Source organism: Streptomyces sp. B6B3 (assembly GCF_039871525.1).
Classification (GTDB): domain Bacteria; phylum Actinomycetota; class Actinomycetes; order Streptomycetales; family Streptomycetaceae; genus Streptomyces.
This window is the reverse complement of sequence record NZ_JBDPLU010000012.1, coordinates 171,569-197,064: the sequence shown is the minus strand read 5'-3', so window position 1 is coordinate 197,064 and position 25,496 is coordinate 171,569. Positions and strand designations below refer to the sequence as shown.

24 protein-coding genes are annotated in these 25,496 nt (G+C 73.4%); 10 read left to right on the top strand and 14 right to left on the bottom strand.

The genetic code is table 11. From position 1 onward, the window contains the following. Nucleotides 1-9 precede the first annotated feature (9 nt). From ABGB06_RS24235 to ABGB06_RS24225, 3 genes are read right to left on the bottom strand one after another with little or no spacing between them, the layout of a single operon-like run. On the bottom strand, nucleotides 10-372 hold the full coding sequence (locus tag ABGB06_RS24235) for a hypothetical protein (RefSeq protein WP_347592849.1): 363 nt from the start codon (nucleotides 370-372) through the stop codon (nucleotides 10-12). 14 nt (nucleotides 373-386) lie between these two features. Beyond that, the gene (locus tag ABGB06_RS24230) at nucleotides 387-1,115 is read right to left on the bottom strand and encodes a maleylpyruvate isomerase family mycothiol-dependent enzyme (RefSeq protein WP_347592847.1); all 729 of its coding nucleotides are present in this window, start codon (nucleotides 1,113-1,115) and stop codon (nucleotides 387-389) included. Nucleotides 1,116-1,137: 22 nt separating this feature from the next. Beyond that, nucleotides 1,138-2,310, bottom strand: coding sequence for an aminotransferase class V-fold PLP-dependent enzyme (locus ABGB06_RS24225; protein WP_347592845.1), 1,173 nt, complete (start codon nucleotides 2,308-2,310; stop codon nucleotides 1,138-1,140). 110 nt (nucleotides 2,311-2,420) lie between these two features. Between ABGB06_RS24225 and ABGB06_RS24220 the strand changes: the two genes are divergently transcribed. Then, nucleotides 2,421-3,359 carry a LysR family transcriptional regulator gene (locus ABGB06_RS24220; RefSeq protein ID WP_347592843.1) on the top strand — a complete coding sequence of 313 codons (939 nt, stop codon included), beginning with the start codon at nucleotides 2,421-2,423 and terminating at the stop codon, nucleotides 3,357-3,359. A gap of 6 nt (nucleotides 3,360-3,365) precedes the next feature. Here ABGB06_RS24220 and ABGB06_RS24215 read toward each other — a convergent pair whose 3' ends face one another. The 3 genes from ABGB06_RS24215 to ABGB06_RS24205 are packed head-to-tail and all read right to left on the bottom strand — an operon-like array spanning nucleotide 3,366 to nucleotide 6,716. After that, nucleotides 3,366-4,445 carry an LCP family protein gene (locus tag ABGB06_RS24215; protein WP_347592841.1) on the bottom strand — a complete coding sequence of 360 codons (1,080 nt, stop codon included), beginning with the start codon at nucleotides 4,443-4,445 and terminating at the stop codon, nucleotides 3,366-3,368. Nucleotides 4,446-4,497: 52 nt separating this feature from the next. After that, nucleotides 4,498-6,585: a bifunctional polysaccharide deacetylase/glycosyltransferase family 2 protein gene (locus tag ABGB06_RS24210; protein ID WP_347592961.1), complete on the bottom strand. Its 2,088-nt coding sequence runs from the start codon at nucleotides 6,583-6,585 to the stop codon at nucleotides 4,498-4,500. Beyond that, complete coding sequence (locus tag ABGB06_RS24205; RefSeq protein WP_347592839.1) at nucleotides 6,579-6,716, bottom strand: hypothetical protein; 138 nt, start codon at nucleotides 6,714-6,716, stop codon at nucleotides 6,579-6,581. The genes ABGB06_RS24210 and ABGB06_RS24205 overlap by 7 nt, the downstream gene beginning before the upstream one ends. 279 nt (nucleotides 6,717-6,995) lie before the next feature. On the opposite strand from ABGB06_RS24205, the gene ABGB06_RS24200 reads away from it, so the two are divergent. The 3 genes from ABGB06_RS24200 (at nucleotide 6,996) to ABGB06_RS24190 (ending at nucleotide 9,985) form a co-directional block, all read left to right on the top strand. Beyond that, nucleotides 6,996-8,195, top strand: coding sequence for an FAD-dependent oxidoreductase (locus tag ABGB06_RS24200; RefSeq protein ID WP_347592837.1), 1,200 nt, complete (start codon nucleotides 6,996-6,998; stop codon nucleotides 8,193-8,195). 20 nt (nucleotides 8,196-8,215) lie between these two features. Beyond that, on the top strand, nucleotides 8,216-9,169 hold the full coding sequence (locus ABGB06_RS24195) for a sigma-70 family RNA polymerase sigma factor (protein WP_347592835.1): 954 nt from the start codon (nucleotides 8,216-8,218) through the stop codon (nucleotides 9,167-9,169). A gap of 87 nt (nucleotides 9,170-9,256) precedes the next feature. After that, the gene (locus tag ABGB06_RS24190; RefSeq protein WP_347592833.1) at nucleotides 9,257-9,985 is read left to right on the top strand and encodes a VOC family protein; all 729 of its coding nucleotides are present in this window, start codon (nucleotides 9,257-9,259) and stop codon (nucleotides 9,983-9,985) included. A gap of 33 nt (nucleotides 9,986-10,018) precedes the next feature. On the opposite strand, the gene ABGB06_RS24185 is transcribed toward ABGB06_RS24190, so the two are convergent. From ABGB06_RS24185 to ABGB06_RS24175, 3 genes are read right to left on the bottom strand one after another with little or no spacing between them, the layout of a single operon-like run. Beyond that, the gene (locus ABGB06_RS24185; protein ID WP_347592831.1) at nucleotides 10,019-12,124 is read right to left on the bottom strand and encodes an iron ABC transporter permease; all 2,106 of its coding nucleotides are present in this window, start codon (nucleotides 12,122-12,124) and stop codon (nucleotides 10,019-10,021) included. A 5-nt stretch (nucleotides 12,125-12,129) separates the two neighbouring features. Next, on the bottom strand, nucleotides 12,130-13,125 hold the full coding sequence (locus ABGB06_RS24180) for an ABC transporter substrate-binding protein (RefSeq protein WP_347592829.1): 996 nt from the start codon (nucleotides 13,123-13,125) through the stop codon (nucleotides 12,130-12,132). Continuing rightward, nucleotides 13,125-13,961 carry an ABC transporter ATP-binding protein gene (locus ABGB06_RS24175; protein WP_347592959.1) on the bottom strand — a complete coding sequence of 279 codons (837 nt, stop codon included), beginning with the start codon at nucleotides 13,959-13,961 and terminating at the stop codon, nucleotides 13,125-13,127. Before ABGB06_RS24175 ends, ABGB06_RS24180 begins: the two co-directional genes overlap by 1 nt. Before the next feature lie 217 nt (nucleotides 13,962-14,178). Here ABGB06_RS24175 and gcvH point away from each other — a divergent pair, with 217 nt between their 5' ends. After that, complete coding sequence (gcvH, locus tag ABGB06_RS24170; protein ID WP_347592827.1) at nucleotides 14,179-14,574, top strand: glycine cleavage system protein GcvH; 396 nt, start codon at nucleotides 14,179-14,181, stop codon at nucleotides 14,572-14,574. Nucleotides 14,575-14,674: 100 nt separating this feature from the next. Further along, nucleotides 14,675-16,147 (top strand): arylsulfotransferase family protein, encoded by a 1,473-nt coding sequence (locus ABGB06_RS24165; RefSeq protein ID WP_347592825.1) that lies wholly within the window; start codon nucleotides 14,675-14,677, stop codon nucleotides 16,145-16,147. A 31-nt stretch (nucleotides 16,148-16,178) separates the two neighbouring features. Here ABGB06_RS24165 and ABGB06_RS24160 read toward each other — a convergent pair whose 3' ends face one another. Both ABGB06_RS24160 and ABGB06_RS24155 read right to left on the bottom strand, forming a co-directional pair. Then, nucleotides 16,179-16,679 (bottom strand): GNAT family N-acetyltransferase, encoded by a 501-nt coding sequence (locus ABGB06_RS24160; RefSeq protein WP_347592823.1) that lies wholly within the window; start codon nucleotides 16,677-16,679, stop codon nucleotides 16,179-16,181. A 206-nt stretch (nucleotides 16,680-16,885) separates the two neighbouring features. Then, nucleotides 16,886-17,491, bottom strand: coding sequence for a TetR/AcrR family transcriptional regulator (locus ABGB06_RS24155; protein ID WP_347592821.1), 606 nt, complete (start codon nucleotides 17,489-17,491; stop codon nucleotides 16,886-16,888). Between the two features lie 161 nt (nucleotides 17,492-17,652). Here ABGB06_RS24155 and ABGB06_RS24150 point away from each other — a divergent pair, with 161 nt between their 5' ends. Both ABGB06_RS24150 and ABGB06_RS24145 read left to right on the top strand, forming a co-directional pair. Next, nucleotides 17,653-18,786: an FAD-dependent monooxygenase gene (locus ABGB06_RS24150; protein ID WP_347592819.1), complete on the top strand. Its 1,134-nt coding sequence runs from the start codon at nucleotides 17,653-17,655 to the stop codon at nucleotides 18,784-18,786. 55 nt (nucleotides 18,787-18,841) lie between these two features. Continuing rightward, nucleotides 18,842-20,416: an MFS transporter gene (locus ABGB06_RS24145; RefSeq protein ID WP_347592817.1), complete on the top strand. Its 1,575-nt coding sequence runs from the start codon at nucleotides 18,842-18,844 to the stop codon at nucleotides 20,414-20,416. Here the strand turns inward: ABGB06_RS24145 and ABGB06_RS24140 are convergent. Both ABGB06_RS24140 and ABGB06_RS24135 read right to left on the bottom strand, forming a co-directional pair. Further along, nucleotides 20,401-21,048 (bottom strand): response regulator transcription factor, encoded by a 648-nt coding sequence (locus ABGB06_RS24140; protein ID WP_347592814.1) that lies wholly within the window; start codon nucleotides 21,046-21,048, stop codon nucleotides 20,401-20,403. The genes ABGB06_RS24145 and ABGB06_RS24140 overlap by 16 nt on opposite strands. Then, nucleotides 21,039-22,259 carry a sensor domain-containing protein gene (locus ABGB06_RS24135; protein ID WP_347592812.1) on the bottom strand — a complete coding sequence of 407 codons (1,221 nt, stop codon included), beginning with the start codon at nucleotides 22,257-22,259 and terminating at the stop codon, nucleotides 21,039-21,041. Before ABGB06_RS24135 ends, ABGB06_RS24140 begins: the two co-directional genes overlap by 10 nt. Before the next feature lie 107 nt (nucleotides 22,260-22,366). Between ABGB06_RS24135 and ABGB06_RS24130 the strand changes: the two genes are divergently transcribed. Together ABGB06_RS24130 and ABGB06_RS24125 are read left to right on the top strand one after the other, a co-directional pair. Continuing rightward, a complete protein-coding gene (locus tag ABGB06_RS24130) occupies nucleotides 22,367-24,127 on the top strand; it encodes a serine hydrolase domain-containing protein (protein ID WP_347592810.1) in 1,761 nt (586 codons plus the stop codon). Then, nucleotides 24,090-24,755, top strand: a complete 666-nt coding sequence (locus tag ABGB06_RS24125) for a hypothetical protein (protein ID WP_347592808.1) — start codon at nucleotides 24,090-24,092, stop codon at nucleotides 24,753-24,755. Before ABGB06_RS24130 ends, ABGB06_RS24125 begins: the two co-directional genes overlap by 38 nt. Before the next feature lie 15 nt (nucleotides 24,756-24,770). On the opposite strand, the gene ABGB06_RS24120 is transcribed toward ABGB06_RS24125, so the two are convergent. Next, nucleotides 24,771-25,457: an alpha/beta fold hydrolase gene (locus ABGB06_RS24120; protein ID WP_347592806.1), complete on the bottom strand. Its 687-nt coding sequence runs from the start codon at nucleotides 25,455-25,457 to the stop codon at nucleotides 24,771-24,773. Nucleotides 25,458-25,496: the final 39 nt, after the last annotated feature.

Sequence of the window (25,496 nt, the reverse complement as noted above, 5' to 3'; positions counted from 1 at the left end):
CCGGGTCCGTCACCGCCCTCCGGTCGCGTCGCCGTCGGTGGCCTCGGCGAAGGCCAGCCCCAGCAGGGCGAGGCCGGCCGTCTCGTAGCGGCCCTCGGTCGTGGCCTCAACGTCGAACCCGTGCGCGACCACGGGCGGGTAGCCGATGAGTTCGAGCGCCCGGCTGGGCAGCGCCTGGCGGGATGCCTCCTCCGACTCCCACAGCAGCACGGCTCCCCATCGGTTGGTGCCGGGGTCGGAGAGCCACATCTTGAAGCGGAGCCCGGGCACCTCGGAGAACGCGGCGACGGATTCCGCGCGCAGGTACTCGCGCAGGGACGCGATGGTCTGGCCGGAGGCGGACAGGTCCCACCAGACGATGTCGGCACGCATGCTGGTCCTTCCCTTCAGGAGCCGGGGCTGTCGCGCGGGCCGGGGTCAGGCCGCGGTGGCGGATGGGGTGGCCAGGGCCCGAGGGCGGGCAGCCCGTCCGCCGCCACCGGCGGCACCGCGGGCGGGCGTCCGGCCAGCCAGGCGGCCAGGTCACGGACCCGCCCGGTGACCACCCGGCCCGGAGCGTGACCGACGGTCCACTGGCGGCGTACGTCCTCGGCGCGCACGCGCGTCCCCGCGGGCAGGCGGCAGCGGAGGAAGTCGACGGCGTGGCAGGCCAGCGCCTCGGGCCAGTCGTCCGGCCGCACGCCGAGATCCAGGTCGACCAGGTGGATCCACACCTCGCGCCAGCGCGCCCATACGGTCGCCGCGAGCTCCGCGTCGCGAAAGGTGACCGGACGGCGCCAGTCCGCGTCGCCCGCGCGTGCCCACGCCGCCTGGAGCCGGGCCGTGTGGCGGGCGAGTTCGCGGCGGTGCTCGTCGGCGCCGCGACCGGCGGTCGACTCGATGATCGCGTCGCGCTCGTCCGTGCCGCCGTCGTAGGTCGCCACGAGTTCCCCGCGCAGGGCGTGCTCGGCCAGCCGGGCGAACATCCTGGCGTTGTCGGTGAGGTGGGCGAGCACGTGGCCGCGCGACCAGCCGGGGAGGGCGGACGCCTCGGCGACCTGCCGGTCGTCCAGCCTGGCGACGAACTCGGCGAGCGTGCCGTGCGCCTCGACCACCGCGGCGACGGGTGGTTCCATGAACGGTCCCTCCACGAACTGGTCAGCGTCGCAGGGCGGCGATGGTCTCGGCGGCGCGGTCGAGTTCGGGTTCGGTGTTGTAGTAGTGCGGTGAGAGCCGGACCATCGGGTGGGCGCCGCGGGCCTCGGCGTCGAACTGGGTGTGCTCGGGGTTGGTCGTGCTCACGTTGATCCCGTGCCGGGCGAGTGCGGCGGCCACCCGGTCGGCGGGCACGCCGTCGACCGTGGCCGTGACGATGGCGCAGCGGTGCTCTCCCCGGTCGTGGACGGTGACCCCGGGCAGCTCCGCCAGCCGCGTCCGCAGCGCGGCGCCGAGCGACAGCGCGCGTTCGCCGATGGCGGTCAGGCCCAGGTCGAGGGCCTGGCGCACGGCGGAGCCCAGGCCGAGGACGGCCGCGTAGTTCCGCTCCCAGGTCTCGAACCGGCGGGCGCCGTCCTGCCAGGTGAAGCCGCGGTGGCCGTCCCAGGTGGCGGACGCGATCTCGGTGACGAACGGGTCGAGCCGCTCCAGCAGCTCCGGGCGCACCCACAGGAAGCCGGTGCCGCGCGGCCCGCGCAGGAACTTGCGGCCGGTGGCGGTGAGCAGATCGCAGCCGATCCGTCGCACGTCGACCGGGAACTGGCCGACCGACTGGGTGGCGTCCAGCAGGAACGGCACCCCCGCGGCCCTGGCGATGCGGCCGACCTCGGCGGCCGGGTTGATCAGGCCGCCGCCGGTGGGGACGTGGGTGACGCCGATCAGCCGGGTCCGGTCGTCGATCAGCCCGGCCAGCGCGGTGGTGTCCAGCTGCCCGCTGGCGTCGTCGGGGACCACCACGATCTCGGCGCCGGTGCGCCGCGCGGCCTGCAGGAAGGTCAGCACGTTGCTGCCGTACTCGGCGCGGCCGGTCAGGATGCGGTCGCCCGGCCGGAAGGTGAGGGAGTGGAACGCGGCCTGCCAGGCGTGCGTGGAGTTGTCGAACAGGGCGATCTCGGCGGGGCGGCCGCCGACCAGCTCGGCGAGGTCGACGTAGACCCGGTCGACGCGGTCGCCCTCGCGTTCGGCCGCCTCGTAGCCGCCGATCTCCGACTCCAGTTCCAGGTAGCCGGTCATCGTGCGCAGCGTCTCCCGGGAGAGCAGTCCCGCACCCGCGTTGTTCAGATGCACCCGATGCGCCACTCCGGGGGTGCCGCGGCGCAGGGCCTCGATATCCATGCGGGCCACGCTGCCCCATTCCTCCACGTCAGTAAAGTGAATCTTTCCGAGCCTTACTGATCACACGAGCTGATGAATCTGGCTGACGAATCCGAAGAGGGGGCGACCACATGTACCAGCTACGCCGGCTGCAGATCCTGCGGGAGTTGAAGCACCGCGGCACGCTGGCGGCCGTCGCGACGGCCCTGTCCCTCAGCCCGTCCGCCGTCTCGCAACAGCTGTCCGCGCTGGAGGACGAGGTCGGCGCGCCGCTGCTCCAGCCGCACGGCCGCCGGGTGCGGCTGACCCCGCAGGCCGAGATCCTCGTCGCCCACACCGAGGCGGTGCTGCGCCGGCTGGACCAGGCCGCGGCCGACATCGCCGCGTCGTTGGCCGAGGTGACCGGAACGCTGCGGGTGGCCGGGTTCCAGACGGCGGCGCTCGCGCTGCTGCCCCGCGCGCTGACCTGGTTGCGGGACACCCACCCGGGCGTGCGGGTGACGTTCGCCCAGGCCGAGCCGGACAGCGCGTTGCCCGCCCTGCTCGCCCGCGACTGCGACCTCGTCGTCGACGAGGTCTTCCCCGGCCGGCCGCAGGCCCGCGCCGCGGAGGTCGAGCACCGGCTGCTGTGGCGCGATCCGATGCGGCTGGCCGCGGCCGATCCGGCCGATCCGGCCGAACTGGCGGAGCTGGCGGAGCTGGCCGGGCGGTCGTGGGTGATGGAGCCGGTGGGCACCCCGGCTCGGCAGTGGACGACGGCGGTGTGCCGGGAGGCCGGGTTCGAACCGCGCGTGGCCTTCGAGACCGCCGACATGCTGGTGCACGCCGAACTGGTGGCGGCCGGGCACGCGGCGGCGTTCCTGCCCGACCTGCTGTGGTACGACCGCCGGCCGCCCGTCGCGCTGCGCCAGCTGTCCGCCGACCATCACCGGGAGGTCCTGGTCACCGTCCGCAGCGGGTCGGCCGACCACCCGCTCACCCGCGCCCTGCTGGCCGCGCTGTCCGCCGCGGCGGACGACGCCCGCGCCGCCGCCCGCCGCCACCTCGCCGACCGCGGTGAGCGACCGTGACCCCGCTCAGCTGACGGTCACCGGGCGGTCCTCCCGCAGTTCCTCGAAGAGCCGTTCCGCGCGCTCCGCGTCCCACCGCACGGCGCTGCCCTTCCGCGTCCGCAGGCCCGTGTCCGCGACCGGAACGTTGATCCGCGTGCCGTCCCCGCCCGACACGCCCCGCAGCGCCTGGAACATCGACGCGAGATCCGGCAGGCTCATGCCCTCGTCGACGATGAGCATCTCCAGGCCCGCGCGGACGGCCGGGACGAGCCGCAGCGGGTTGAGCAGGGTGCCGGGCGCGGCGGCGCGTTCCGCCAGCGCGGCCAGGAACCGCTGTTGGTTCCTGGTGCGCCCGAGGTCGCCCTGCGCCTCCTGGTGCCGCTGCCGGACGAACGCCAGCGCGTCGGCGCCGTCCAGCGTCTGGCAGCCGCGCTCCAGGTCGGCGCCGGAACTCTCGTCCCTGACGGCCTGGTCCAGGCACATCTCGACGCCGCCGACCGAGTCGACGATGTCCACGAAGCCCCCGAAGCCGCTCTCGGCGTAGTGGTCGATCCGCACGCCGGTGTTGAACTCGATGGTGCGTACCAGCAGTTCGGGGCCGCCCAGGGAGAACGCCGCGTTCAGCTTGTTGCGTGCCGGACTGTGGCGTTTGCCGGTGTCGGGGTCGAGGTACCCCGGGATGGTCACCCACGAGTCGCGCGGCAGGCTCACCATCGTGGTGCCGTGCGCGCCGGTGTGCAGCAGGATCATCGAGTCGGTGCGGCGGCCCTCGACCGCGCCGGTGTGCAGTTCCTCGGTGTCCTCCTCGGACAGGCCCTCGCGGCTGTCCGAGCCGACGACGAGGTAGGTGGTGCCCCGGCCGTCCGGGGGGCGGTCCCCGATCTCGCCGAGGTCGACGTCGCGGTTGAGCGTGGTGTCGGCCCACAGGTAGGTGCCGGCGGACGCGACGAGCAGCGCCACGACCAGCACGGCCGTCGCCCGCACAAGCCTCCGGGGCCGGGAGCCGACGCCGTTCCCGCCGTCCCGGCCGTGGCCGCCGCGGTAGCCGTGGCCGCGGTCGTCGCGGGCGGGTCGCCGGTCGTCGTCGTCGGTCCAGGAGTCCATGCGCCTACTCCGTCACTCGGTTGCTCAGCTGCTCAGCTGCTCGGTCGCTCCGCTATCTCGCCAGCACCCGCCGCCGCGGCGTCCGGGCCCGGCCGTCCAACTGCGCCCCGGCCGACCCGGAACGCTGCATCCGGTGCCACGTCAGCCGGGTCCCGAGCAGGGCGCTGACCAGGGACTGGATGATCGCCAGATACATCAGCTGCCGGTACACCAGGATCTGCACCGGCATCGCCCACAACGTCCGCAGCCGCTCCCTGTCCAGCCTCAGCGCGTATCCGGCCCCGATCAGCTGGACGACGAGGAAGGCGAGCCACACGGCGAGCGCCTCCACCGGATCGCGGAAGAGCACCCCGTACAGGGCGACCACGTCGACGATCGGCGCCAGCAGCGGCAGGGCGACCTGGAAGAGGGTGAGATACGACAGCGCGCGGCGCCCGAAACGCCCGGCCGGGCCGACCTCCAGGACGCACCGGCGGTGCTTCCAGATCGCCTGCAGCGTGCCGTAGCACCAGCGGTACCGCTGCCGCCACAGCTGGCGCAGCCTGGTGGGCACCTCGGTCCAGGCGATCGCGGACTCCTCGTAGACCACGCGCCAGCCCGCCCGCCACAGGGCCATCGTCAGGTCGGTGTCCTCGGCCAGCGTGTCGTCGCTGACGCCGCCGACGCCCATCAGCGCGTCCCGGCGGAACGCGCCGATGGCGCCGGGGACGGTCGGCATGCACTCCAGGACCTCGAACATCCGGCGGTCGAGATTGAAGCCGGTGACGTACTCCAGATGCTGCCATCGGCCCAGCAGCCGCCGCCGGTTGCCGACCTTCGTGTTGCCGCTGACCGCACCGACGGCCGGGTGCGCCAGCCGCTGGATGAGCCGGTGGATGGCCTCCGGTTCGACGACGGTGTCGGCGTCGACCATCACCACGACGTCGCAGGTCGCGTAGCCCAGGCCGGTGTTGAGGGCCTCGGCCTTGCCGGCGTTGGGTCGGCGCACCACCGACACGCGCGGGTCGTCGATCCGGGAGGCGATGTCCGCCGTCCGGTCGATCGATCCGTCGTCGATCACGATGATCTGCAGGAACGGATGGGTGGAGGCGAGGAGGGAACGGATGGTGGCCTCGATCCCCGCCTCCTCGTTGTACGCGGGGATCAGGACGGTCACCGGCTCGTTGACCTCGCGCAACCAGGGCGCGCCCGGCCGGAAGCGGTTCTGGCGCCGCACGTGGGCGCGGGCGAAGAGCATGAGCAGCAGCAGCCGCAGCGTGGTGAGCACGCCCGCTATGCCGAGCGTCCACGCCATGGTCTGGACGAGGACGTGCCCGACGCGCTGGGACCAGATCAGGGCCTGGCCCTGTGCGTGCTGGACCGGGGACGCCCGCGTGGTGGCCGGGGGCAGGTCGAGCGCCTCCGTCACCCTGGTGAACTCCTCGACGCCCGGGTTGTCGAGGAGCTTCGCCGACTCCTCGTAGCCGGCCTGCGAGTCGCTGTACTGGCGCACCAGGCCGCCGGCCGGCTTCCGGTACGGGCCGTCCGCGCCGACCAGCAGATAGCCGTCGGCCGCGGCCCGCCGGGCCGCGGTCCACTCCCCGCCGCACATCGTGTCGACCTGGGTGGTGTTCGGCAGCCGCAGCAGGCTCGTGTTGACGCCCGCGGTCCCGGCCAGCGCCGCCTGCGTCAGCGACAGCTCGAACCGTGCCCGGGTGGCCGAGACCGAGCCGAGGTCGGCGCCGGTATAGGTGTACGAGCCGATCTCGTGACCCTCGTCACGGATGCGCCGCACCAGCTCCGGGTGCCGGACCGCCTGGGCGCCGGAGAGGAAGAAGGTGGCGTGCGCGTCGTGCTCGCGCAGCAGGTCGAGCAGGCGCGGCGTCCACTCCGTGTCGGGCCCTCCGTCGAAGGTGAGCGCGACCGTACGGGCGGGCATGTCGAGGGTCTCCACCCGGTCCCCCGCGATGCGCAGCACCGGATCGCCGGTGTCCGCCGCCTTCGGTATGGGCCGCGTACAGTCCTGCTTCGTCTGGGCGGCGGCGACCTCGTGGGTGGTCCAGCCCTCGAAGAGCAGCGCCGCGGCGACCGCGGCGAGTACGAGGAAGAGCAGCAGCCAGTGCCCTCGGGGATCGCGGCGCTTGGCGTGCCGACTCACCAGACGGTGCCTCCACGCACGGCCGTGCCGGAGACCGTGTCGGACAGCTTCCCCTCGCTGCGCTCCTCCAGGGTCCCGGAGAACGCGGCGGCCAGCATCAGCAGGTACCCGACGCTCGCCAGGCCCACCACCATCGCCGCGTACCGAATGACCCGTCTCCGCCGACGCGACGCGTCGACGAATATCCGACGCCCCTGCCCCTCCCGCCTACGACTGCTCCGACCTGTCTTCACCATACGGCGGGAGTGTAGTCATACGGGTAGGGCCCCGTGGCGGCACCTGGAACCCGCTCCTCCGGTTCACCGGGGCGCGGGGCCATGCTCCTGTGGCCCATGTCACATGCGGCTCCTGTCAGCGATCGGCGCGCTGTTCCGCTCAAACGACCGGGAGCACACCACCGACAGGAGCGACACATGAAGCACCGCATCCTCGTCCTCGGCGCCGGCTATGCCGGGGCGTACACGGCCGGGAACCTGGCCCGCCGGCTGTCCCCGGCGGACGTCGAGATCACCGTGATCAACGCCATGCCGGACTTCGTCCAGCGGCAGCGGCTGAACCAACTGGCGGCCGGCCGGGAGATCAAGGCCCCGCAGCTCAGCGACGTCTTCGCGGGCACGGGCATACACCTCCGCGTGGCCCGGGTCACCGCCGTCGACCCCGAGCGCCGGATCGTCGCCGTGGCCGACGCCGACGGTGGCGGCGAGGTCGGCTACGACACGCTCGTGTACGCACTCGGCAGCCACGTCGACGACCACGACGTCCCCGGCGTGGCCGAGCACGCCTTCGACGTCGCCGGCCGGCCCTCGGCACTGCGCCTGCGCGAGCGCCTGGACCGGCTGGACGAGCGGGGCGCGGGAGGGAGTGTGCTGGTCGTCGGCGACGGGTTCACGGGCATCGAGACGGCCACCGAGATCGCCGAGTTCCGGCACGGCCTGTCGGTGACGCTGGTCGCCCGCGGCGAGGTGGGCGCGCGGCTCTCCGCCCGAGCCCGCGACCACCTGCGCCGGGCCTGTGACCGGCTGGGCATCACCGTCCTGGAGCACACCAGCGTCGAGGCCGTCGAAGCGAGGCGGGTGCTGTGCGCCGACGGCACCGCCCTGGCGTCCGACGCGACCGTGTGGACGGCCGGGTTCGCGGTCAGCCCCATCGCCGCCGCCGGCGGGCTGGAGGTCACCGAACACGGTCAGATCGTCGTCGATCGCACCATGCGGTCGATCTCGCACCCGAACGTCTACGCCATCGGCGACAGCGTCCACACCCTCGGCGACAACGGCCGGCCGCTACCGATGAACTGCGGCTCGGCCGGTTTCACCGGCCGGCAGGCCATCGAGGCGATCGTGGGGCGCCTGACCGGCCGCAGGATCGCGAACGTCAAACTGGTTCACCAGTACAACGCCATCAGCCTCGGGCGACGGGACGGGATTGTGCATCTGATCGACGGCGAGGCGCAGCCCAAGCCGACGCACCTGGGCGGCCGGAAGGCCGTGCGGATCAAGGCGGGCATTCAACGGGGGGCGCTGTGGGGCACCTCGCACCCGACCTTCGGCCTGCCCAAGCGCAAGCGCCGCCTGACCGCCGCGCCGGATGCGACCGCCGAGAAGTCGGCCACCTAGCCGCCTGGGGGGTGGTCCGCGTGGACAGCACCGCCGCTGACCCTTTCGGCACCAGTCGGTTCGAGGCCAGCCGGAACCGGCTGGCCTCGCTGGCGTACCGGCTGCTGGGCTCCGCCGCCGACGCCGAGGACGCCGTGCAGGACGCGTTCCTGCAGTGGCAGGCCGCCGACCGGCAGCGGATCAGGGTGCCGGAGGCATGGCTGACCAGGGTCGTCACCAACCTGTGCCTCGACCGGCTCCGCTCGGCACAGGCCCGCCGGGAACGCACGGTCGGCGCCTGGCTGCCCGAACCGCTCCTCGACGGCGACCCGATGCTCGGCCCGGCCGACACCTTCGAACAGCGCGAATCCGTCTCCCTCGCCGTGCTGACGCTGCTGGAGCGCCTGGCGCCCGTCGAACGGGCCGTCTACCTGCTGCGCGAGGCGTTCTCCCACAGCCACACCGAGATCGCCGAGATCCTCGACATCACCGAGTCCGCGAGCCAGCAGCACCTCCACCGGGCCCGGCGCCGCGTCACCGCCACGCGCCGCCGCGGCGGCGAGGTCGACCCCGCGTCCGCCCGCGGGATCGTCGAGGAGTTCCTCGCCGCCGCCGCCTCGGGCCGCACGGAACGGCTGGTGGCGCTGCTCACCGACGACGCGACCGCGATCTCCGACGGTGCCGGCCTGACCGAGAAGCTGCTGCGGTACGACACCGCGCGGCGCGTCGCCGCCGTCGCCCGGGCCGGTTTCACGCCCGCAGCCGCGAAACGGCGATTCGCCGGCGGCTCGCCCGCCATCCACTACGCGCTCGTCAACGGCGCCCCCGCCATCCTCTTCGTGCTCGGCGGCCAGGTCATCGGCGCCGTGACGTTCGACCTCACGGGCGGCAGGATCGCGACCGTCCGCGGCATCGCCGCCCCCGTCCGCCTCGCCCGCCTCACGGAGGCCTGGCGGCGGCGGGAACCGGACACGCCGCTCGTCGCCCGCTGGTGAACCGCCGTCAACGGCGATCCGCCCCGGTCCCGTTCCCGTTCCCGTTCCCGTTCCCGCGAGTATTCAAATTTGACTAGACTCGGGGGCATGCCCGAGAAGACCATCCCGATCCTGCCGTGCCGGACCCTCCAGCCCGTTCTCGACTTCTACGCCGCCCTGGGGTTCGAGGTGACCTTCCAGCAGCGGAGCCCCAACCCGTACGCCGTCGTGCGGCGCGGCGGCATCGAGCTGCAGTTCTTCGGGATGAAGCGGTACGAGCCCACGGAGTCGGTCAGCACGTGCTACGTCCAGACCGACGACGTGGACGGGCTGTACGCCGCCTTCCGGGCCGGGCTCAGGGCGGCGTACGGGAGGCTCCCGACCCGGGGTCTGCCCCGCATCGGGCCGCTCAAGGACATGTCCTACGGCGTGCGGCAGTTCCTGATGACCGATCCGGGCGGCAACTGCGTCCGGATCGGGCAGCCGACGAGCGAGGACCAGCACCACCGGACCGCCCCCACGGAGACGTTCGCCCGGGCGCTGCACCGCGCCTCCCTGTTCGCCGACTCGAAGGAGGACCCGACGGGCGCGGCGCGGATCATCGACCGGGTGCTGCGGCTGGAGGACGAGCGGCCCACGCCCGTGCAGCTGTTCCGCCTCCTCGTGCTGCGCGCGGACGTCGCCGGACGCCTCGACGACGAGGAGACCGCGACGTCCGCGCTCGCCCGGGCCGCCGCGATCCGGCTCACCGCGGCGGAGCGCGAGCGGATACCCGAGGACCTCGAACGACTCGAGGAGCTCCGGACCCACCGCACCGACGCGCCGCCGACCGACTGATCGGGGCCACCTGCCACCCCGACCGCGCGGCCGCTACGCGCGGGCGCGGCGCAGCAGCCAGAGGAAGTACGGCGTGCCGATGACGGCCGTGAGCAGTCCCGCGGGGAGTTGGTCGGGGGCGATGACGGTCCGTCCGAGCAGGTCCGCCAGGACGACGAGCGCGCCGCCGAGCAGCGCCGCGACGGGGAGCACCCACCGGTGGCGCCGGCCGAGCAGGGTGCGCGCGGCGTGCGGGGCGACGAGTCCGACGAAGCCGATGGCGCCGACCGCGGCCACGGCCGTTCCGGTCAGCACGACGCCGCAGCTCAGCAGGGCGAACCGGACCAGGGGCACGTTCAGGCCCAGCACCCGGGGGGTGTCCTCGTCGAGCGAGACGAGGTCCAGGTACCGATGGCCGGCCCAGGCGAGGGGCAGGACGACGAGGCAGACGACGGCCAGCGGCACCAGATGCTCGTAGGAACGCCCGTACGTCGACCCCGACAACCACGTCAGCGCCTTGGCCGCGCTGAACGGGTCGGTGGCCACGATCACCATGGTGACCAGGGCCGTCGTCATGTAGGACACCCCAACGCCGACGAGGACGAGCCGGTCGGAGGCGAAACCGCCGCGCGCCGACAGCGCGAAGATGACGGCGGCGGCCACCGCGGCCCCCACCCCGGCGCTTCCGGTGATCGCCCAGAAGCCGGCGAGCGGGGTGATCGTCACCACCAGAACGGCGCCGAGGGACGCGCCTCCGGTGACGCCGATGATGCTCGGATCGGCGAGCGGGTTGCGGGTGACCGCCTGGATCGTGGTGCCCGCCACGGCGAGCGCCACGCCCGCGAGAAGCGCCGCGGCGAGCCGGGGCACCCGGGTGCTCAGCACGGTGCTGACGAGCGGGCCCGCCTCACCGCGCGCCCACAGCACGAGGTCGCCGAGCAGGAAGGTCCGGTCACCGACGAGCGCGGCCACCACGACGACGCCGACCAGACCCGCGGCCAACGCCCCGACCAGCGCCGCCCGGTGGCGGACGCCGGTGCCCGAGACCTCCAGCGTCGACGCCGAGCCGCCGATCGGGCTGGCACGCAGCCGCAGCGCGAGCGCGACCATGACCAGCCCGCCGAGCAGGGACGTGACGACGCCGGTCGGCACGCGGACCGCGCTCTGCGCCCCCATGACGGCGCGCAGCAGGACGTCCGCGCCGAGGATCACCCCCACGCCGGTCAGCGCCGAGATCGGAACGAGCGCCCGGTGCCGGTGCAGCCCCGGCACGTGGGGGACGAGGAGGCGGACGAGCGCCGGGGCGGCCAGGCCGACGAAGCCGATCGGGCCGGTGGCGGCGACCGCCGCGGCGGACAGCAACACGGCGACCAGGAGAACGCCGAGTTGGGTGCGGCGCACGGGGATGCCGAGCGACCGGGCCTCGTCGTCGCCGAGCATCATGACGTCGAGCCGCCGGCCGAGGAGCAGCAGGACGGTGACGCCGGCGAGAACGACCGGGGCCATCACCCGCACGGTGCCCAGGCCGTTCTGGCTCAGGGAGCCCGCCGCCCACGCGTACAGGCCGACGCCCTCCTCCGGGAAGAGGATGAGCAGGGACGTGGTCAGGGAGGCCAGGGCGAGGGAGACCGCGGTGCCGCCGAGGACCAGCCGCACCGTGCCGTACTCGCCGCCGGTCAGCGCGAGCACCACGGCCGAGGCCAGGAGCCCGCCCGCGAACGCGAGTCCGATGTCGCCGGCGAGGGGCAGGGACAGGCCCGTGGCGGCGCCGACGACGAGTACGAGGTGCGCGCCGCCGTTGACCGCGAGGACGTCGGGTGAGGCCACCGGGTTGCGGGAGATCGACTGGAGGGCGCAGCCCGCGGCGCCGAGCGCGACACCGACCGCGAGCCCCGCCGCCAGCCGCGGCACGCGTGACTCCACGACGACGGCGGTCTCCAGGCTCGCCGCGCCGGATTCGCGGCCCAGCGCCCAGGACACCAGGTCGGCGAGGCCCACCGTGGCCGTTCCCTGCACCAGGTGCACCGCCGACAGCAGCACCAGGACGAGCAGCAGGGCCGCGGTCAGCGCGACCAGCCGGCCGCGCGGGGGCCGGGTGCCGGCCGGAGTCGACGCCTCGGGCAGGGAGGTCCGGGCGGCGAGCGTGCCGGTCGTCGTCACCCGGGTCAGCCGGCGGCGTCGACCGTCGCGTCGATGAACTGGATCATCGACGCCGGGCCACCGAACATCCAGATGGCGTCCGGGAACCGGACGGCCTCCGCGGCGAACGGCAGCGAGTTCCACAGGGAGTTGTCAGCCAGCGTCTCCTGGAAGACGTCGGTCTCGCTCGCGCTGGCGATGTACCAGAACGCGGTGTCCTCGGGTAGCGCGGTGAGCCCTTCGACATCCGTCTGGCCGAGCCCGTAGACCGGGTCGAACTCCAGCCCGTCGACCTCGTTCCAGGCGTTGGCGAAGCCGAGTTCGCCGAGGACCGCCCCGAGCAGGGAGCCCTCGCCGTACGGCCGGATCGAGACGGCCCCGCCGGCCTGGTAGCCGTCGCTGAACGCCACGGTCGCGCCCTCGTCGCCGGCCTCCGCGATCGCGGACCGGCCGTCGGCCAGGGCGGTGTCGAACTCCTCGCGCAGCCGCGGGACCTGGTCCTCGGTGCCGGTGGCCGCGGCGACCAGCTCGATGTTCTCGAACATCGAGCCGATCGGGTCCTCCGCGTCGCCGCCGGGCATGACGATGACCGGGATGCTCTCCTCGATCTGCTCGACGGCACCCTCGACGAGCTGGTCGGTGACGAGGACCGCGTCGAGGTCCAGCGTCGCGAGGGTGTCCAGGCTGGGTTCGCCACGGGTGCCTATGTCCGTCGCCTCGCTGTCGAGTTCGACGGAGCTGTTCCACGTCTCGAAGCCCTCGATGTCGGAGACGCCGACGGGCTGGACCCCGAGCGAGATCAGGTACTCGACGGCGTTCCACTCCGTGACGGCGACGCGAGCGGCCGGGCCGTCCAGGGTGATCTCCTCGCCGCGGGCGTCCGTGAGGGTGACGGGCTCGGCGGACCCCTCGGGGGCACCGCCCTCAGAAGGGTCCTCGGCCGGGTCCTCGGTGGTGCCGCACGCGGTCAGGGTGCCCGCGAGGGCGAGGACGGCGAGGGCGGATGCGGCTGACTGTCTCATCAGGTGTTCCTTTGGGATGGCGCGGAGTCTCGCGAAGGGTCCAGGCGGTCGTGGTGGCGTGCCCGGGCCCGGGTGTGGATGAGGCCGGAGACGGGGTCGTGGCTGACATCGACGTCGATGCCGTAGGCGGGGGTGAGGAGGCCGCGGGTCATCACCTCGGCCGGCGGCCCGGCGGCGACCACCCGGCCCTCGACCAGCAGCACGACGTGGTCCGCCACCGCGGCGGCCTGGTCGAGGTCGTGCAGCACGAGGCCCACCGCGATGCCGTCGCGGTCGGCCAGGTCGCGGACGATGTCCAGGAGTTCGACCTGGTAGCGCAGGTCGAGGAAGGTCGTCGGCTCGTCGAGCAACAGCACGGGCGTGTCCTGGGCGAGGCAGCTCGCCAGCCAGACCCGTTGGAGCTGGCCGCCGGACAGGCTGTCCACGGGCCGGAGCGCGAGCTCGGCGACGCCGGTCATCGCCATCACCCGACGGACGACCTCCGGGCCCTCGGCGTCCCCCGAGCCCCTCCGCAGCCGGTGCGGATGGCGGCCGTACTCGACGACCTCCCGCACGGTCACCCCGCCGGGCGTGGGTCGCGCCTGCGACAGCAGGGTGACCCGGCGGGCGAGTTCCCGGGGCGAGAGGTCGCGGATGGACGTGCCACCGTCGCCGCTGCCGAGATCGATCCTGCCCGCCATCGCGGGGTGCAGCGCGGCCATGGTGCGCAGCAGCGTTGACTTCCCGCTGCCGTTGGGCCCGATGAGCGCGGTCACCCGCCCGGCGGTCAGCCGGACCGAGGCGTCGTCCACCACGGCCGTGCCCCGGTAGCCCGCCCGGACCCCCTGGGCCCGCATGGCCGCCGGGCCGGCCTCCGCTGCGTTCACTGTCACGCCCACTAAGGTAAGGCATACCTAAGCTCGGCTCGCCTCGGGCCTCCGGCGGACGCCCTCGACCAGGCGATCACTCGTTCGGGTGAATTTTTGTTCTCCGCGGCAGCCCGGGCGGCTCCCTGTCACAGCGTGGGCGGCAGGCTGACGGCGCCGACCACCTTCTTCCCCCGAGGGAGCCTCGATGGCGAACATCCCGCAAGATCTCCGGTACACCCGGGACCACGAATGGGTGCGCACCGAAGGCGCCACCGCCCGGGTCGGCATCACCGACTACGCCCAGCGGCAGCTCGGCGACATCGTGTTCGTCGAGCTGCCGGGGGCGGGTGACAGGTTCGAGGCGTCGGAGCCGTTCGGCAGCGTGGAATCGGTGAAGTCGGTGACCGAGATCTACGCCCCGGTGGCCGGCAGCGTCCGCACCGTGAACGAGACGCTGAGCGAGTCGCCGGAGGACGTCAACTCGGACCCGTACGGCGACGGATGGCTGATCGAGATCGAGATGGCCGACCCGAAGCGCCTCGACGACCTGCTCGACGCCAAGGCGTACCACGACTTCTGCGCCCAGGAGGAAGCCGACTGAACGCCCGAACCCGCTGCCGCGCCGGACTTGTTGCAGGCATGCCAATCGGCTGGCTACAGTCCCACCGGGGCTGGGGCCGTCCTCAGCAAGGAGATCACCCGTGCGTCTCTTACGGACCCGTGTCCTGGGCCGGTCATGTGTCGCGGCAGCGGCCGGGGCGGTGCTCGTCGTGCCGCTCGCGTCGGCGGCCGGCGCCGCCGACGGCGGCGCTCCGTCCACACCGGCCGTCCTGCCCCTCCCCGCCCTGGAGCCCGGCGAGTACGTCACCCTCGACGGCACCTTCCAGGCCCCCGCGCTCACCACCACGGTCTCGGGCCGGGAGGACCCCGGACTGCTGCTGACCACCCCGGCCGGTCCGGACGGCGTCGCGGCCGCCGCGCTCTACGACAACGCCGGCCAGGTCGTCTGGCAACAGGACGGCGTCTACCTCAACCTGGAGCAGGTCACGTACCGGGACCGGCCCGCGCTCGTCCTCTACGACTCGATGCGGGCCGCGCACCTGGTGCTGGACGAGTCGTACACCGAGGTCGCCGCCATCCGGTTGCAGGGCGGCCCGCCGACGGACGGCCACGACATCGCGTTCAGCCCGGACGGCTCCCGCGTCCTGGTGCAGGGCTGGGTCGAGGTGGAGATGGACCTCAGCCCGTGGGGCGGCTCCGCCCAGGGCACGGTCATGAACACGATCATTCAGGAACAGGACGTCGAGACCGGCGAGGTCACCCTCGAGTGGCGCGCGCTGGACCATCTGTCGCCCGGCGAGACGCAGGAGCCGCTGGTCGGCCCCGACCTCTTCCATCTGAACTCCCTGGCCTACGACGACGACGGCGACATCCTCGCCGGCTTCCGGCACACCAGCACGGTCTACAAGATCGACAGCGACAGCGGCGAGATCATCTGGCGGTTCGGCGGCGAGAACAGCGACTTCGCCTTCCCGGGCGGCGCGGCCGACATGCCCAGCTACCAGCACGACGCGCGGCGGCTGCCGGACGGCTCGCTCTCGGTCTTCGACAACGGCAACAGGCACAGCACGCGGGAGTCGCGCGGCGCCGTCTACACCCTCGACGAATCGTCGATGACGGCCACGCTCACCCAGGACCTGCGGGCCGACCCACCGGTCTTCAGCGGGATCATGGGCAGCAACCGGCAGGCGCCCAACGGCAACCAGCTCGTCAGCTACGGCGGCACCGGCCTGATGGTCGAGTTCGCCGACGGCCAGGCGGTCTTCAGCGCCCAGTTCGACAACTACGCCTCGACCTACCGGGCCGAACGCACCACCGCCGACTGGACGGGCACCCCGGCCACCGCGCCCGAGGTCGTCGTCGGCGAGGCGGCCGAGGACGGCAGCCGCACGGTGAACGTCAGCTGGAACGGCTCAAGCGAGGTCGAGAGCTGGCGGATCCAGGCCGGACCGACCGAGGACCGGCTGACCACCCTGGGCACCACGCCGAAGACCGGCCTGGAGACGGCCGCCGAGGTCACCGCCCCCGAGCACGCCGACGTCCTCCGCGTCACCGCCCTCGACCGGAACGGCACCCCGCTCGACAGCCGCACCCTCACCGTCACCCCCACCTGACGCCAACCGCCGCACCGTCGGGGGCCCGCGGCTACCGCTGGGGCACCAGGTCGCGTCGGTACCAGGTGCCCGTCCTGCCGCCGAGGTCGGCCGGGGCGGCCGGGCCCACCGGGACGAACCCGGCCTTCGTCAGCACCCTCCGGGACGCCACGTTCTCGCTGGCCGTGGCCGCCCGCAGGACGCGCAGCCCGTGCCGCGACGCCGCCAGGGCGCACAGCTCCCGGACGGTCGCGGTGGCCACGCCGCGGCCCGCGACGCGCTGCGCGACCCGGTAGCCGAGTTCGGCGCCGCCGTCCTCGAGGTCGTACAGGTTGAACCGGCCCAGCACGGAGCCGTCCTCGGCGACCAGCACGTGGAAGGCACAGACGCCGGCTTCCTGCTCGGCCAGCAGGGCGCTGTACCGGTCGGCGAACCGGTCGAAGTACTCGTCGCCGCGGTCGGGGACCGCGGCGGCGAAGTAGGCGCGGTTCGCCAACTCGAAGGCCAGGACCGCCGAGGCATGGTCGGGCCGCAGCCGCTTCAGCTCGGGCACCGCACGACACTATCCGGACGGCGCGCCGAGGCCACCCGAATTTCGGCTGGTCAGTCGTCATCCGACGCGGACACTGCCTGGGTGACGTGTCCGTACCGTGGACGGCCCGGCCGAGCCCTCCAGGTGCGCTGACGGGCGGGACGCGGACACCGGACCCGCCCGGACCCGGACCCGGACCCGGACGGGGCTCCAACGGAGGCGATCGCTCAGGAGCGCGGCGCCGTGGCCCGGATGCCGGCGAGCACCACGCCGACGATGCGATCCGCGTCCGCGCGGGCGAACCGGCGCATGCCGCGGTTGACGATGAGGTGCACCGGGCCGGAGATCATCTCGCCGAGGAAGGCGCTGTCGACCGGGGGGAGCTCGCCCCGGTCGACGGCGGCGTCCACCCGTCGCCGCATGGCGGCCACCCGCTGGTCGAGGATCCTGGTCAGCGCCTGGACGGCGGGGCGTTGGCGGGCGGGCTGGAGTGCCTGTTCGAGCGTCTGGCCGAACGGCGTTTCCAGGCCACCGGCGAGGGCCACCAGGAAGTCCACGAGGTCCCGGTGGATGTCACCGGTGTCGGCGACCGAGGCGAGGTCCTCGGCGTAGCGCAGCAGGGCCTCGACCACCAGTTCCTCGCGGTCGGGCCAGTTGCGGTAGACGCTGGTCTTGTGCACGCCGGCGAACTCGGCGACCTCCTCGTAGCGGAAGCCCGCGATGCCGTCGCGCGCCACGAGTTCGACGGTCGCGGCGAGGATCTGCGCTCGCACCCGCGCGTTGCGGCCACCGGGGCGCCGGGCGGGCGGCCCGTCGGCGGTCCCGTCTGCCATCGCCGCGCTCACCTCCCGTTCTCCGCTCGGGTGCCGATTGTTGCCAGGCGCGCGTTGCGGTGCAAGCCGGTGGTAGGTAACCTCGCTAAAAGCGACAGTTTGTTTCTTTAACAGTCGCCCTCCCACGCGGCGAACACCTCAGCGAAACCTGGAGCGCACACGTGAACATCCTTGTCTCCGGAGCCGGCATCGCCGGGCTCGCCTGCGCACGCGAGCTCGGCACCCGCGGCCACGACGTCACCGTGGTCGAGTACGCCCCCCACCTCAGGATCACCGGCACACCCATCGACATCCGCGGCGACGCGATCGAGGCCGTGGACCGGATGGGGCTCCTCGCGAGGATCAGGAAACAACGGATCCGGATGTCCGAACACACCCAGTTCGTCGACAGCGAGGGCGAGCCCGTGGCCCGGATCCCGATGGCGGAGATCAGCGACTCCGACGACGACATCGAGCTCCTCCGCGAGGACCTCGTGCGGATCCTCGCCGACGCGCTCCCGGACACCGCGACGATCCGCTTCGGCGACTCCGTCGAGACCCTCGCCGACGCCGACGCCGACGGCGCGGACCGCGGCGGCGTCGACGTGCGTTTCGCCTCGGGCCGCACCGGGCGGTACGACCTGGTGCTCGGCGCCGACGGCCAGCACTCCGCGGTACGCGGGCTGGTGTTCGGACCCGAGGCGGACTACCTCCGGCACCTCGGTGTCTACCTCGCCCTCGCCGACCTCCCCGGCGAGGCGGGATCCGAGGGCGCCAACTCGATCTACAACGTCCCCAGCCGGATGGCCGGCGTCTTCCGGTACCGGGGCAAGGCCGTCGCGGTGTTCCAGTTCCGCTCGGAACCGATCGACCACGACCACCGCGACCTGGACGCGCAGCGGAGGATCCTCGTCGACGCCTTCGCCGGCCACCGGTCGTGGCGGATCCCGGAGCTGCTCGACGCGGCCCTCGCCGATCCGGGTCTCTTCCTCACCTCCGCGAGCCAGATCCACCTGCCGTCCTGGTACCGCGGCCGCGTCGCCCTCGTCGGGGACGCCGGATACAGCCCGGCCTTCCTGTCCGGCCGGGGCACCTCACTCGCGCTCACCGGCGCCCGCTTCCTCGCCGAAGCACTCGAACGGTGCGGCGACGACCACACCGCCGCGTTCGCACGGTACGAGGCCCGGCAGCGCCCCTACGTCGCCTTCGCCCAGGACCGCGTCTACAGCGGTCGCGACCGCATGCTGCCCACCACCTGGGACGCCATCGCCGCCCGCAACGAGGCGCTGCGGGCCCTCGACGCCGGCGCGCCCTGAACCCGGCGGGCCGCTCGCCGGGACCTCACCACCAACGCGCTGGAGAGCACGCACCGTGACAGACACGCTGGAAGAGCCCACACTGGAAAAGCCCGCCCCCGGCGTCCAGGAGCACCGCTGGAGCAAGCGGCTCGTTCTCTGGGCGGCCGTTCTCACCCTCGCCAACGTCCTGGCCGACGTGGCCATCGGCTCGCCGATGATGGTCCTGCCCCAGTTACTGGAACACCTCGACACCGACCAGGTCGCGTGGCTGAACGCGAGCGCGATGCTGGCCGGGGCCATCTGGTCGCCGCTGCTCGCGAAGAGTTCCGACCTCTTCGGCACGCGCCGGATACTCGTCGGCACGCTGCTCGTCGCCTGTGCGGGAGCGCTGGTCTGCCTCGTCGCCCCCAACGTCTGGATCTTCCTGGTGGGGCGCTTCCTCCAGGGCGCCGCCTTCGCCGCGGTCTTCATCACGGTGGCCCTCGCCCGCCAGATCTGCACCCCGCGGGTGGCGATGGCCCTGGTCGGGCTCGTGACGTCCGGCTCGTCGATCGTCGGGGTCATCGAGCCGTACCTGATGCAGCCGGTCATCGAGGAGCTCGGCTACCGGAGCGTCTTCCTCACGGCGGCGGTACTCGCCGCGGCCGCCGCGCTCTGCGTGCGGGCCTTCATCCCGGAGTCGCCGATCCGCGGCGCCGGCCGGATCGACCTGGGCGGGGCGTTCCTGCTCGGCGGCGGCCTCGGCGCGGTGCTCGCCTACATCAGCCTCGGCAGGGATCTCGGATGGCTGTCCGGGGGCATGATCGCGCTGCTCGCGGCCGGTGCCGCCGCGTTGACCGGTTGGGCGTTCCGCGCGCTGCGACTCGACGAGCCCATCATCGACATCCGGGCCCTCAGCCGCCCGATCCTGCTGACGCTGCTGGCCCTGGTGCTGGCGGCGGGCTCCTTCCGGAGCATGCTGCAACTGACGGGCCTCGTCGCGCAGGTGCCCCCCGACCTGGGGCTCGGTTACGGGCTGGGCGACGGAGAGTCGGTCGCGGTGCTGCTCGCCACGCCCAACGCCGGCATCGTGGTCGGCGGCATATGCGCCGGCTGGCTGGCGGGACGGTTCGGTCCCACACCGCCCCTCCTCGGCGGCATCGCCGTCGGGACCGTGGGAACCTTCGCGATGCTGGCGGGCGTGTCGGCACTCCCGCTGGCGATCGCCTGCGGCGCCGTGGTCGGCATGGCCGCCGGCGCGATCGGCGCCTCCGGCTACAACCTGGCCACCAGCCTCGAAGCACCCGAGCGGCAGGGCACGATCGCCGGCCTGGTGTCGGTCGTGCTCGCCCTCGGCTCGGTCGTCTTCACCTTCGCCGGGGGCGAGGTGCTCAGAGCGACCCTGGTTCCCGAGACGCACGCCGACGGCGCCGCGGTGAGCTCGGCGACCGGCGTGTACCTCTACGTCGCGATGGCGGGGGTCCTCTTCCTCCTCGCCGCGATCCCCGCGATCCTGCTGATCCGCACCCGGCCTCCCACGCCGCCCCTGCCCGGGGCACCGCGGCGACCGGCCTCGCCCGCGGCCGGCCGGCGGCCCGGCGGCGCCGTGGCCGACCCGGCCGGGTCGACCCGCTGGGAGAGCCCGGGGGCGCCTCAGGCCCGCAGATAGGTGAGGGCGGCGAGGACGCGCCGGTGTCCAGGGCCGTCCAGACGGAGGTCGAGCTTCTGGAGGATGCTGCTGACGTGTTTGTTGACCGCGGCCTCGGTGACGTACAGGTCGCCGGCGATCTCGGCGTTGGAGCGTCCCTGGGCCACGAGGGCGAGCACCTCGAGCTCCCGTGGAGTGAGCCGCCGCAGGGGATCGTGCCGTCGGCCCAGGAGTTGGCGTACGACCTCGGAGTCCATGACGGTCGCGCCCGCGGCCACGCGTGCCACGGCGTCGGCGAACTCGGCGACCGCGCTCACCCGGTCCTTGAGCAGGTAACCGATGCCGCTCTCGCTGCCGAGGTCGAGGAGGTGGGTGGCGTAGGACCGCTCGATGTACTGGCTGAGCACCAGAACGGGCAGGGCAGGCCGGTGGGTACGCAGGGCGATGGCGGCGCGGAGCCCGTCGTCGCCGTGGCCCGGCGGCATCCGCACGTCGGTGATGACGATGTCGGGGGCGTGCTCGTGGGTCGCGGCGATCAGCGCGTCGGCGTCGCCGACGGCCGCCGAAACGTGGTGGCCGAAGCGGGTCAGCACGCCGATCAGGCCGTCCCGCAGCAGGGCCGAGTCCTCGGCGAGCACGACGTTCAACGGCACGGGAGCTCCACGTGCAGCAGGGTAGCGCCGCCCACCGGGCTGGATATCCGCAGCCTGCCGTCGGCGGCGGCGACGCGGTCGGCCAGGCCGACCAGCCCGGTGCCCGCGGCCGCGTCGGCCCCGCCCACGCCGTTGTCGCGGATCGTCAACGTCAGTACGTCCGCGCGCACCCGGGCGTACACCTCCGCCGCCGTGGCCCGGCTGTGCTTGGTGACGTTGGCCAGGGCCTCGGCGACGACGAAGTACCCGGTGCTCTCCACGGCCACGGGCAGCCGGTGCGGCAGCTCGACGTCGACCGTCACCGGCACCGCGGAGCGCGCGGTGAGGTTGTCGACGGCCGCGGCCAACCCGTGGTCGGCGAGGGCCTTGGGGTGGACACCGCGGCTGAGCTCGCGGAGCTCGTGCACCGCCGAGGACAGCTCGCCCTGGGCGAGGGCGAGCCGCTCGGCCACCGGCGAGCCGGGCTCCGCGTCCAGGAGCGCCATGCCGAGCATGACGTTGATCGACACCAGCCGCTGCTGGGCGCCGTCGTGCAGGTCCCGTTCGATCCTGCGGCGCTCCGCGTCGAAGGCGTCCACCAGCCGGGCCCGGGAGGCTCGGATCTCGTTCAGCTGCCGGCCCGGTTCGCCGTCCCTCGGTTCGAGGAGCAGCCGGGTCAGCGCCGCTCGGGCGCCCGCCCAGGCGGTCACCGTGTAGGGCGCCGCGGGCAGCAGGCACAGCCCGACCACCACCCACGGCCAGGCGCCCGGATCGTCCACCGGCGACGTCATGAGCAGCACCGGCAGCCCCAGGGCGAAGCCGAGGACGAGCAGATCCATCCACCACAGGGCCGTCGACGACACCGCGGTGAAGCCCAGCTCCCGCCAGGTCGCGGGCTCCCGCAGCCGGGTCTCCAGCCAGGACCGCACCCCGGGACGCTCGGGCCGGCGGTGCGGGTCAGGTGCCGGATCCAGGTCCACCAGCCGCAGCCGCCAGCGTTCGATCCGGGAGACGAGGATGCCGGACAGCGCCACCGCCAGCAGGATCACGGCTCCCACGACCACGATCAGGGACACCAGCCCGGCCACGGCGAGGACCAGCAGCACGGTCAGCGCGGTCGCGCCGAAGGCGACCCCGGACACCAGGTACGCGAGCGCGCGCCACGGCCACGCCGAGGTCAGGAACCTCAGGGGACGCTGGGCGAGAGCCTGCCAGGCCGTTCGGGAACGCACCCGGCGAACATACCCGGACGTCCCGCCCGGGTCGGTAGTGCCGGCACTACCTCCGGACTCCCGTGCACGCCAGTGCCGTGCCGGCCCGTCTCGGCTGCGATGGGAACATGCGAACCAGCACAGACGACAGCGCCGGCAGCAGCGCCGACCGCAGCACCGACCACAGCACCGACAGCACATCCCGCGGGACGGGCGGGCCGGGCCGGTGGCGCCCGCCGCGGCTCGGGCGTGCCCGCCGCGACGGCAGGCGACGCGGGACGGGCAGGCTGGTGGCGGCGGCACTGGCGCTGGCCACGGCGGCGTGGTGGTGCCCCTCGGCCACCTCGGCGGCCGCCTCCTCGCCCACCCCCACGTTGGACGGCGCCTCGATCGACCGCTACGTGCACGCCTACCTGGAACGGACCGACCTGCCCGGCGCGGCGGTGGCGGTCACCAGGGGCGACCAGGTCATCAGGGCGGCCGGCTACGGGCACACCGCGGCCGGAGACGCCATGACCGCGCGGACCCCCGTGCCCGTGTCCTCGCTCTCCAAGTCCATGACCGCGCTGGCCGTCATGCAACTGGTCGAACGAGGCGCCGTCGACCTGGACCAGCCGGTCCGGCGCTACCTGCCCGAGTTCACGATGGACGACGCCCGGGCCGCCGAGATCACCGTCCGGCAGCTCCTCACCCAGACGTCGGGCATGGCCGACTCGGCCCACCCCGACCTGACCCGCCCCCAACCGGACACCCTGGCCGAAGCGGTCGCCGCCCTGCGGGACGCGGGTCTCGCCGCGGACCCGGGGACCGCGTGGAACTACCACAACACGAACTACGCCGTCGCGGCACGGCTGGTCGAGGTCGTCGGCGGACGGCCCTTCGCGGACTATCTGGCGGCCAACGTGTTCCGGCCGCTGGGCATGTCCCACACCGCATCGGTCGACACCACCGACGACATGCCGGAGCACGCCCGTGGCTACGTCCGCGCCTACGGGATGCTCTTCTCCCGCGCCCACCCGCGCTGGTTCGCCGCCGGAGCCTTCGGCGTCGTCAGCACCGCCGCCGACCTCGCCGACTGGCTGATCGCGCAGCACAACCACGGCACCTCCGCGGCCGGCCACCGGGTCGTCTCCGCGGCGAGCATCGACGCCATGCACACCCCGCCCGAGGGCCGGGAGTACGCGATGGGGTGGTCCGTGAGCCCGTCGGGCGAGGAGCCCCGGCGGATCCAGCACACGGGCCAGCTCCTGACCCAGAACTCGATCCAGACCCTGCTGCCCGACAGCGGCATCGGCATCGCGATCACGACCAACACCGCGATGGTCTCCGGGGACGACGCCGCCGTCATGCTGGAGGGGCTGATCGACCTGGCGGAGGGCAGGTCCCCCAGCGTGGGGACGCCGTTCAGCATGCGGGCCGACTACGTCCTCGCCGCGCTCACCCTGCTGGCGCTCGCCCTCGGCACGCTCGGGGTCGTCCGGGCGTCCCGCTGGGCGCGGCGCACCGCGGACCGCCCGCTGTGGCGGGCGGCCCTGCGCACCCTGCCCCATCTCCTTCCCCTCCTCCTCTTCGTCGAGCTCACCAGCCTGGTCGGCCTGTTGACGAACCGGCAGGGGACGCTGGCCCAGCTCATGTACATATGGCCCGCCCTCGTGATCCTCACGGGCACGGCCGCCCTCGCCTCCACCGCACTGGTCACCGCGCGCACCCTCGCCGTACTCCACGTCCGGCGACGCGGCCGGCTCGGTAGGGACCGCGCGGGTCTCGGCGGCTGGGGCAGGCCCCGGTTGTCGGTGACGGGCGGTAACTTGTCTGGTGGCACGGCAGGTCGGTCGACATCGGGGGATTCCTGTGCGGTACCGCTTCACGTCCTACCATCCGGCGAGTGACGCCGAGGCAGCCGTCACGGACGGCACCAGGCTGGGCGGCCTACCGCACTGGCTGGAGGAGCCGCGGTGGCCGGTCGACCCGTACGAGAACGAACTCGCCTCGTTCATGGGACAGTTCCGGGTCCCGGCGGCGGACGGCGGCGGGTACGGGGACCGGATGGTGTACCTGTTCGCCATCGGGTTCTCGGGCGAACACGCCACCGTCGTCCAGCCGGGCGGGCAGGTCACCGAGTCCTTCGAGACGCGGCCGGCGGCCACCGGCCCAACCGAGCTGGAACGGGCCCACCTGCTGCGGGTGGAGGAGGAGATCGACTTCTCCCAGGTCGAGCGGGACATGGAGTCGGTCGAGGACGAGGATGAGGACGACCGGGAGGAGCGGCTGGAGGAGCTGCTCACGGAGCGCCGGAAGGACGCCGAAGGCAGCATCCGGATGAACCAGCTGGGCGGCCCCGACGTGGTGCCGGTCTGGTTGCAGGGCGACGACCCGCCGGGCGAGGACTGGCAGTTGGTCGCCCAGCTCGACTCCTACCAGCTGCCCTTCGAGGTCAACTTCGGTGACAACGGAGTCGGCTACCTGTTCCTCTCACCGGACGGCAAGAACGCCGAGTTCCTCTTCCAGAGCTGCTGACGACCGCTCGTCAGATCAGGGCCCGGTGGCCGCCGCCGCGAGGAGGCGGGCGAGTTCGTCGGGTCGGGTCAGCATGGGCCAGTGGCCCGAGCTGATGTCGGCGTACTCGACCTGCGTGGCCCTGGCGAGCTCGGGCACGTCACCCGCGTCGACGCACTCCTTCGCCTGGGCGGGTGTGTACTCGGGGCACACGAGGACGACCGGCACGTCGAACCGGCGCGCGTCCGTCAGCCGCACCACGCCCTTGGCCACGCCCGCGGGCACGGGGACCGCGGCGGCCTCGAACGCCCGCCTGGCCTCCGCGTCGAGATCGGCGGCGTCCGGCCCCTCGAACGGGCCCCAGCCCGGGAACGGCATGGCGCCGTCCACCAGCTCGAAGAAGTCGGCGTACGACTCCCCCTCGGCGGACGGGAAACCGCCGACCAGGGCGACCCGGGCAACGCGCTCCGGTCGGCGGTCAGCCGCCAGCCAGGCCAGGGTGCAGGCCGCGGAATGCCCCACCACCAGGGGCTTCTCCGGCGCCGCGTCCACCGCCGCGAGGACGGTCGCCACCTGGTCGTCGAGTGTCGCGGAGACGGAGCCGTCCCCCTGGCCCGGGAGCGTGAGCGGCACGGGGCGGTGGCCGAGCGCCGTGAGCGCCGACGCGACGTCGTCCCAGACGGATCCGGCGAGCCACAGCCCGCCGATGAGCAGGATGTCCATGGCGTCACCCTAGGACCGGTTCCGGACGATCGGCTGCCG

What these genes read in the sequence shown, in the direction of transcription:
- ABGB06_RS24235 (WP_347592849.1), bottom strand. Translation starts at nt 372, where the DNA reads ATGCGTGCCGACATCGTCTGGTGGGACCTGTCCGCCTCCGGCCAGACC.
- ABGB06_RS24230 (WP_347592847.1), bottom strand. Translation starts at nt 1,115, where the DNA reads ATGGAACCACCCGTCGCCGCGGTGGTCGAGGCGCACGGCACGCTCGCC.
- ABGB06_RS24225 (WP_347592845.1), bottom strand. Translation starts at nt 2,310, where the DNA reads ATGGATATCGAGGCCCTGCGCCGCGGCACCCCCGGAGTGGCGCATCGG.
- ABGB06_RS24220 (WP_347592843.1), top strand. Translation starts at nt 2,421, where the DNA reads ATGTACCAGCTACGCCGGCTGCAGATCCTGCGGGAGTTGAAGCACCGC.
- ABGB06_RS24215 (WP_347592841.1), bottom strand. Translation starts at nt 4,445, where the DNA reads ATGGACTCCTGGACCGACGACGACGACCGGCGACCCGCCCGCGACGAC.
- ABGB06_RS24205 (WP_347592839.1), bottom strand. Translation starts at nt 6,716, where the DNA reads ATGGTGGTGGGCCTGGCGAGCGTCGGGTACCTGCTGATGCTGGCCGCC.
- ABGB06_RS24200 (WP_347592837.1), top strand. Translation starts at nt 6,996, where the DNA reads ATGAAGCACCGCATCCTCGTCCTCGGCGCCGGCTATGCCGGGGCGTAC.
- ABGB06_RS24190 (WP_347592833.1), top strand. Translation starts at nt 9,257, where the DNA reads ATGCCCGAGAAGACCATCCCGATCCTGCCGTGCCGGACCCTCCAGCCC.
- ABGB06_RS24180 (WP_347592829.1), bottom strand. Translation starts at nt 13,125, where the DNA reads ATGAGACAGTCAGCCGCATCCGCCCTCGCCGTCCTCGCCCTCGCGGGC.
- ABGB06_RS24175 (WP_347592959.1), bottom strand. Translation starts at nt 13,961, where the DNA reads ATGCGGGCCCAGGGGGTCCGGGCGGGCTACCGGGGCACGGCCGTGGTG.
- gcvH (WP_347592827.1), top strand. Translation starts at nt 14,179, where the DNA reads ATGGCGAACATCCCGCAAGATCTCCGGTACACCCGGGACCACGAATGG.
- ABGB06_RS24155 (WP_347592821.1), bottom strand. Translation starts at nt 17,491, where the DNA reads ATGGCAGACGGGACCGCCGACGGGCCGCCCGCCCGGCGCCCCGGTGGC.
- ABGB06_RS24130 (WP_347592810.1), top strand. Translation starts at nt 22,367, where the DNA reads ATGCGAACCAGCACAGACGACAGCGCCGGCAGCAGCGCCGACCGCAGC.
- ABGB06_RS24120 (WP_347592806.1), bottom strand. Translation starts at nt 25,457, where the DNA reads ATGGACATCCTGCTCATCGGCGGGCTGTGGCTCGCCGGATCCGTCTGG.